The organism is Polynucleobacter sp. Fuers-14 (genome assembly GCF_018882045.1).
Lineage (GTDB): Bacteria > Pseudomonadota > Gammaproteobacteria > Burkholderiales > Burkholderiaceae > Polynucleobacter.
The window spans coordinates 189,360-195,907 of record NZ_JACVPG010000021.1; the positions used below are offsets into that span (position 1 = coordinate 189,360).

The window sequence follows — 6,548 nt, forward strand, 5'->3', positions numbered from 1 at the left end:
TTTTAGATTGTCAGCCAAGCTAAGGTTGACTTGATCAAAGCTTCATCGCCTGGCTCACTCGTAAAGACCTCACCAAACCCAATCATTTCGGCCGCATCCGCAATATTGTGGTGTGGACATAGTGCACTGGCGACATTGAGGTTTTGCGTAAATTGGTCTTTCATAACTTCGCCGAGATAACGCACCGCCTCAGAAGAAGTGAGCAACCAAAGTGATTTACTCAAATCCATTTCTCGCACAAGTTGCCAAGCAGGGTTATCAATATCCAAAGGTACGCGCGTGTAGGTTGAAATAGCCTCCACAGTTGCCCCTGCCTTTTTCAAAGTGTCAGCCAGCCAATCACGGCCACCCTCACCTTTAAAGATCACTACTTTTTTACCCTGCCAATTCCATTTCAGGGATTGAAGCTCTTTCCACAAACCTTCAGAGTCCCAGTTTTCGTTATTTCCTGGAATGATGATGGGAGTGGGATTGTCTTCCGATCCGACGCCATGATTTCTCAGGGCAAGATGACTGCTGCCACCCATCACACCAATCGGAATAATCTTCTTAGAAAAATCTTGCCAATCTCGCTCCAATAAACGCATCACACTCTCGATGGCATTAGGACTTACAAAGATGGCAAGATCTGCGTCGCTCAGGGTGCTAGCGATATGGTCAGCTAAATGCCCATCCGACTTTGGAACAATCGTTAGCAAAGGCAGAGAGAGTATTTCTGGAAGACTACGCTTTCCTACACCGCTTGCCTCGATTGCCCTGGTGAGCACTTCAATCAATTGACGCGCTTGACCAGCAGGCCGAGTAACAATGATTGTTTTGGTGCTCATGCTGACGAAGATTGCGCTTTGTATTACTTAGGAAGTGCTGGAATTAAATCTGCGGCGCCTTGTGACAGCAAGTCTTTTGCCACTGCAAGGCCCAAGGCCTCGGCATCTTCAACTGATTTCACTTGAGCACTACCATTAGCCAGGCAAATTGCTTGGCCATCAACACTCGCTACAAAAGAGCGAATGTTCATTTGGTTCTGATCCCATACTGCGTGTGCAGCCAGCGGCACTTCACATGACCCGCCTAATTGGCGAGACACCATACGTTCAGCAGAAACAGCAAACAAAGTCGGCAAATCATTGAGTGGAGTAAGCCACTGTTTGATATTGGGATGTTTGCTTAAAGTTTCGATACCTAAGGCACCCTGGCCTGCAGCGGGAGTGTAGGGATCATATGGCAAAAAAGCACGAATGCGGGACTCTAAACCCAAACGCTTTAAGCCAGCAGCAGCCAAAATAATAGCTTGATATTCACCTCGATCTAATTTGCTCATGCGAGTATCTAAGTTGCCGCGTAATGGCTGTATGACCAAATGTGGAAACTTTGCGCGCAGTACTGACTCACGTCGCAAACTCGATGTGCCCACAATAGCCCCATGAGGAAGATCCTCAAGACTGGCGTAATCATTAGAAACAAAGGCATCGCGTGCATCTTCCCTAGCCATGACGCAAGAAAGATCAAATCCCTCAGGCATCACCATTGGGACATCTTTTAAGGAATGCACCGCTAGATCGGCACGCCCATCCTCTAATGCGGTTTCGAGCTCTTTCACAAAAAGGCCCTTACCACCCACTTTAGAGAGGGCTCGGTCCAAAATCTGGTCCCCACGGGTGGTCATACCCAAAATCTGGACATCGCAGCCTGGATAGAGCTTTTTAAGGCAATCCTGGACATGCTCAGCCTGCCACATGGCTAGGCGACTTTCACGGGAAGCGATTACGAGGCGCTTTGGAGCGTCAGATGGGGAAGAATTCAGGGTTGGCGACATAACATTTAAAATAATCAAAGACCTACACCAATATACTGTGTTTATGAGCTCATCAAATAATTCCTTAGCCAACAAAGCCCAAGCTTGGTCGGCCCGTTTTGCAGAACCTGTCGACGAACTCGTTCAGCGTTATACCGCCTCTATTGGCTTTGATCAACGCTTTGCCATGGTCGATATTGCCGGCTCCCTAGCCCATGCTGAAATGCTGGCTACCCAAAAGATCATTAGCAGCCAAGATTTGGCCGATATTCAAAAGGGTATGGCTCAAATTAAGAGTGAAATCGAGTCCGGACAATTTAATTGGCAGTTGGCGCTAGAAGATGTACACCTGAACATCGAAGCACGCTTAACCGCATTAGTAGGCGATGCTGGCAAGCGTTTGCATACCGGTCGTTCACGTAATGACCAAGTAGCAACGGATTTGCGCCTATGGTTGCGTAGCAACGTTGATGACATTGCAGTCACCCTGAAGTCTTTACGTCTTGCACTATTGGATTTAGCTGAAAAGCATGCTGCCACCATCATGCCTGGCCACACGCATTTGCAAGTTGCGCAACCGATTACATTTGGTCACCACTTGATGGCCTATTTTGAAATGTTTAGTCGTGATGCCAGTCGCTTAGTGGATTTGCGTGCTCGTTTCAATCGCCTGCCTTTAGGTGCGGCCGCATTAGCCGGAACCACCTATCCGATCGATCGCGAACAAGTAGCTAAGGCCTTAGGATTTGATGGTATCTGCAATAACTCATTAGATGCTGTATCCGATCGCGACTTTGCAATTGAGTTTTGTGCCTTCTCATCGATTTTGATGATGCACGTGTCGCGCCTATCTGAAGAGCTAATCTTGTGGCTGAGCCCCCGCTTTGGCTTCATTGATTTACCAGATCGCTTCTGCACTGGTAGCTCGATCATGCCGCAAAAGAAGAACCCAGATGTTCCAGAATTAGCTCGTGGTAAGACTGGCCGTGTATATGGCGATCTGATCTCTTTATTGACTCTCATGAAGGGTCAGCCACTGGCTTACAACAAAGATAATCAAGAAGATAAAGAGCCTTTATTTGATGCAGTAGATACTGTTCAAGATACCTTGCGCATTTTTGCTGACATGGTTCCGCATATTGAAGTGAAAGCAGAAGTAATGAAGAAGGCAGCTGAAGAAGGTTTTGCAACAGCAACCGACTTGGCTGACTACTTGGTTAAAAAAGGTTTGGCTTTCCGCGATGCCCATGAAGCAGTTGCACACGCCGTTAAGGCTTGCGTTGGCAGAAACTGCATGCTGACAGATTTAAGTCTCTCAGAACTTCGATTTGCATGCGGTCTTGATAATCGTCCTGAACTGATTAGCGATGATGTGTTTGCATTACTCACCGTTGATGGCTCAGTGCAATCACGCCAACATGCTGGTGGCACCGCCCCAGAGCAGGTTCTCGCTGCTATTAAACGGGGTCGCGCAGACCTCTAAAGTGCATGGGGTTTTGGTCCAAACTCTCTGCAGGGATTGACTACGTAAACCAGCTTCTGGGCAAGGCAGCCAGCATTATGATTTTGCTGTCTTGTGTCGTGTCAGCACTCAATGCCCTGCTGCGCTATGGATTCGACGTCAGCAACAACTGGCCATTAGAGCTTCAATGGTATCTATTTGCTGCAGCCGTTATGCTCGGCACATCTTACACACTCAAACGTAATGAACATGTCAGGGTGGATTTAATTTACTCACAGCTTTCTGATCGCGGGCGCTTGTGGGTTGATCTTTTTGGCTTGGTGTTCTTTTTAATGCCAGCCTGCCTCTTATTTGCTTGGCTCTCCTGGACAACGCTCTTTTACCCATCATGGCTGGTCATGGAGCATTCACTGAACTCTGGCGGCTTAGCGCGCTATCCCATTAAGTTTGTAGTGCCCTTTGGATTTTTGATGCTGAGCCTGCAAGGCGTTTCAGAAATCATTAAACGTATCGGCGCTTTGCAGGGCAAAACAACCCTCCCCGCCGAAGACCTCCATTACGAAAAGCCGATGCAATGATTCCATTAGAGTGGATGCCGCCCTTGATGTTTGGTGGGCTGATCGTCTTTATGTTGATCGGCTTTCCGGTTGCATTCTCTTTAATGGCTGCAAGATTATTTTTCTCAGCCATTGCGATTAGCGAGGGTTTCTTTGGCATCCCATTTTTGCAAGCTATTCCGCAGCGCATCTTTGGTAGCGTGCTCGCCAATGATCTACTGCTAGCCATTCCCTTCTTCACTTTTATGGGCGCCATCTTAGAGCGCTGCGGCCTCGCAGAAGAAATGCTCGACTCGATGGGCCAACTATTTGGGCGCGTACGTGGCGGTCTTGGTTACTCCGTCATCATCGTTGGGTTTATCTTGGGCGCTATCACTGGTACTGTCGCCGCTCAGGTGATCGCTATGGCGATGATTTCCTTGCCGGTGATGATGCGTTACGGCTACAACATGCGCTACGCTACGGGCGTTTTAGCAGCCTCTGGGACCATTACACAGTTAGTGCCCCCATCATTAGTATTGATTGTGTTGGCAGACCAACTTAAAACACAAAGCGGCAGTGCGGATGTGGGCAGCATGTATCTCGGTGCATGGGGTCCATCGCTTTTGCAGATCGCCCTCTTTGCCCTATATACCTTCTTCCTGAGTCGTGTTCGCCCCGACTATCTACCGCCCGTACCTGAAAGCGATCTCACGCTCAAAGGCTGGGCACTTTGGAAAAAATGTCTCATGGGGATCATCCCATCAGCGGTCCTGATCTTCCTGGTTCTGGGTACCATCATGACTGGCATTGCCACGCCCACAGAATCTGGTGCCATGGGTGCAATGGGTGCACTTCTTCTCGCTTGGCTGCGCCGCGCAAGCATTCCGAATCTCAAAGGACTGATTCAAGAGGCCTATCAAAACACGATGCGTATTACTGCCATGGTGGTTTTTATTCTGATTGGATCTACTTGCTTTTCTGTTGTGTTTCAAGGAGTAGATGGTGGCTTCTGGGTAGAAGAGCTTTTCTCTAATCTTCCTGGTGGTTGGATTGGATTCTTAATCGTTGTGAATTTGTTTGTTTTCTTTTTGGCCTTTTTCTTAGACTTCTTCGAAATCGCCTTCATTGTTGTGCCAATGTTGGCACCAGTAGCAGTGAAATTACTTTCACCGGTATTGCTCGATTCCATGAATGGCAATCCTCAAGCAGCAGCCAGTGCAGCACTAGTGTGGTTTGGAGTCATGCTTTGTGTGAATATGCAGACTTCTTTTATGCATCCCCCTTTTGGTTTTGCCCTTTTCTACCTCAGAGGTGTAGCACCGAAAGAAGTGAAGAGTAGTGATATCTATTGGGGTGCCCTGCCTTGGGTAGGTCTACAGTTAGTAATGGTTGTGCTGGTGATGGTATTCCCGGCCTTAGTTACAACTCTCCTAGATAAGCCTGCCGCTGTAGTTCAAAGCCAAGACTTTAATTTCACCGGGGAAGAAAGCAAGCCCGATACATCCACAACCAAGGTAGATGAGGATGCTCCGGTGACGTTTCAGCTGGATAAGCCGGCAAAATAAAACGCCCCGCAAGTACGAGGCGTTTTAATACAAAATATGAGTTGATTACAGAGTAATGTCGCGCTCTTGCCTTACGCAATCCACGTAATACTCACTCTTACCATCGATACTGGCTTTAACGAGCCCATGAATATCCGTCTCAAATCCAGGGAATTTCTCATTAAAGTCTCTAGCGAAGTAGAGGTAGTCAATGATGCGTTTGTTAAAACGCTCGCCTGGAATCAACAATGGAATGCCTGGAGGATAGGGAGTAACTAACATGGCTGTTACGCGCCCCTCTAATTGATCCAGCGGCACACGATCTACTTCTTTATGTGCCATCTTCGCCCATGCCTCTGAAGGCATCATGGCCGGCACCATATCGGATGTGTACATCTCAGTAGTCATGCGCGCTACATTGCGGCTCTTATAGAACTCATGAATTTGCTGGCAAATATCTTTTAAGCCTACGCGCTCATAGCGCGGGTGCTTGGCAACAAACTCAGGTAGCACTTTCCAGAGCGGTGCATTTTTATCAAAGTGATCTTTGAACTGCTGCAGTTCTGTTACAAGCGTATTCCAGCGGCCTTTAGTAATACCGATCGTGAACATGATGAAGAATGAGTAGAGACCGCACTTCTCCACGATCACGCCATGCTCAGCAAGATACTTGGTCACGATGCTCGCTGGAATGCCCATAGAGCCAAAGTTGCCCTCAATATCCAATCCAGGCGTAACAACCGTCGCCTTAATGGGATCGAGCATATTGAAGTCTTTGGCCAATTTGCCAAAATCATGCCAAGCTGCTGATGGCTCCAAGACCCAATCTGAGCGCTCGCCAATACCCTCTTCCGCCAAATGATCTGGGCCCCAGACCTTGAACCACCAGTCTGCGCCAAACTTATCATCTACCTCACGCATAGCGCGGCGGAAGTCCATTGCTTCAGCAATAGACTCTTCAACTAGCGTCGTGCCGCCAGGAGACTCCATCATGGCCGCAGAAACGTCGCATGAAGCAATGATGGCGTACTGAGGACTGGTAGAGGTATGCATTAAGTAGGCTTCATTGAAGCAATCACGATCCAACTTATTATCTTCAGCATCCTGTACCAACACCTGTGATGCCTGGGATAAACCAGCCAGTAACTTGTGGGTGGACTGGGTTGCGAACATCAAACTCTTCTTTGTACGCTTACGATCCGAACCAA

General features: G+C 48.1%; 5 protein-coding genes and 1 pseudogene. 3 read left to right on the forward strand and 3 right to left on the reverse strand.

The window, feature by feature from the left end; genetic code table 11:
• Nucleotides 1–2: 2 nt before the first annotated feature.
• Entirely contained in the window at nt 3–827 is an 825-nt protein-coding gene (locus tag ICN40_RS10855; protein ID WP_072583768.1) for a uroporphyrinogen-III synthase, read from the reverse strand.
• 23 nt (nt 828–850) lie between these two features.
• Nucleotides 851–1,816: a hydroxymethylbilane synthase gene (hemC, locus tag ICN40_RS10860; protein WP_216121321.1), complete on the reverse strand. Its 966-nt coding sequence runs from the start codon at nt 1,814–1,816 to the stop codon at nt 851–853.
• Between the two features lie 43 nt (nt 1,817–1,859).
• Here hemC and argH point away from each other — a divergent pair, with 43 nt between their 5' ends.
• Genes argH through ICN40_RS10875 form a run of 3 tightly spaced genes read left to right on the forward strand, consistent with a single transcriptional unit; the run spans nt 1,860 to nt 5,361 of the window.
• The gene (gene argH / locus ICN40_RS10865; RefSeq protein ID WP_072583770.1) at nt 1,860–3,278 is read left to right on the forward strand and encodes an argininosuccinate lyase; all 1,419 of its coding nucleotides are present in this window, start codon (nt 1,860–1,862) and stop codon (nt 3,276–3,278) included.
• A 5-nt stretch (nt 3,279–3,283) separates the two neighbouring features.
• Nucleotides 3,284–3,835: a TRAP transporter small permease subunit gene (locus tag ICN40_RS10870; protein ID WP_072583771.1), complete on the forward strand. Its 552-nt coding sequence runs from the start codon at nt 3,284–3,286 to the stop codon at nt 3,833–3,835.
• On the forward strand, nt 3,832–5,361 hold the full coding sequence (locus ICN40_RS10875) for a TRAP transporter large permease subunit (protein WP_216243931.1): 1,530 nt from the start codon (nt 3,832–3,834) through the stop codon (nt 5,359–5,361). Before ICN40_RS10870 ends, ICN40_RS10875 begins: the two co-directional genes overlap by 4 nt.
• A 45-nt stretch (nt 5,362–5,406) precedes the next feature.
• On the opposite strand, the pseudogene ICN40_RS11780 reads toward ICN40_RS10875, so the two are convergent.
• A pseudogene (locus tag ICN40_RS11780) lies at nt 5,407–6,548 on the reverse strand (lysine decarboxylase); the annotation flags it as partial.

Bases quoted from the DNA above. Each gene is read 5' to 3' on its own strand.
- ICN40_RS10855 (WP_072583768.1), bottom strand. From the start codon at position 827: ATGAGCACCAAAACAATCATTGTTACTCGGCCTGCTGGTCAAGCGCGT.
- hemC (WP_216121321.1), bottom strand. From the start codon at position 1,816: ATGTCGCCAACCCTGAATTCTTCCCCATCTGACGCTCCAAAGCGCCTC.
- argH (WP_072583770.1), top strand. From the start codon at position 1,860: ATGAGCTCATCAAATAATTCCTTAGCCAACAAAGCCCAAGCTTGGTCG.
- ICN40_RS10870 (WP_072583771.1), top strand. From the start codon at position 3,284: ATGGGGTTTTGGTCCAAACTCTCTGCAGGGATTGACTACGTAAACCAG.
- ICN40_RS10875 (WP_216243931.1), top strand. From the start codon at position 3,832: ATGATTCCATTAGAGTGGATGCCGCCCTTGATGTTTGGTGGGCTGATC.